Below are 738 nucleotides of genomic sequence, written 5' to 3'. Positions count from 1 at the left end.
AATCACGATAGCTTGGGAGGCGCGCGACCCGTGCCCAAAGTGAATCATTGCCAACCCGCTGAACTGGTGCTCCGACGGCTGCTTTGGATCATCGCGCTGTAAGACTCCTCCAGGTCGGCACAAGCCTGTCGGTGTATGCAGAAGCGGTCCTTCAAGCCGGTACGCGGCGAATCGCGCAATCGAGCGGCTGCTCCCGAGGGTGAAGCGGCCGCTCAAGACAGGCAGCGTTCAACGGCTGGTGTTGGCTGTTGCTGCCGCCCAGGCACTGAGCCGCGAATGACGCAGATCAGCCTAAAGCGGTTGCCTGAGAACGTCGGCCGACTGGCTGCTAATGGCCGGGAGGGTGAATTCGTGGCTGCGCCATAAAGCCGGCAGTGAGTACTGGAAGCCGCATATCGCTAGTCGCTTAGGCGAGTCGGATGCGCGCCGGCTCGAGAGCGCATCCTATGTGGCCCTCAACTCGATGGGAGACCATCATGGAATCTACAGGTAATACCGCTCATCGCGATCCGTGGAACAAAGGCAAGATCGTCGGGCAGAAGGCGCCATCCAAGCTCAAGGAAATCTGGTCACTGCGCGTGAGGCTCCAGATGGAAGGCCGGGTGCGCGAACTTGCTCTCTTCAACTTGGGCATCGATAGCAAGCTGCGGGGGTGCGACCTCGTCGCCCTCAAGGTTCGGGACGTATGCCACGGTGGCCAGATGGCGACGCGCGCTGTCGTCATGCAGCACAAGACTC

General features: G+C 61.0%; 1 pseudogene. It reads left to right on the top strand.

Annotated elements, in window-relative coordinates:
* Positions 1-476: 476 nt before the first annotated feature.
* Positions 477-738 (top strand): annotated as a pseudogene (locus tag D3H34_RS33230) (integrase); the annotation flags it as partial.

Source organism: Acidovorax cavernicola (genome assembly GCF_003581445.1).
The sequence above is the reverse complement of the archived record's forward strand: the minus strand, read 5'-3'. Positions and strand labels throughout refer to the sequence as shown.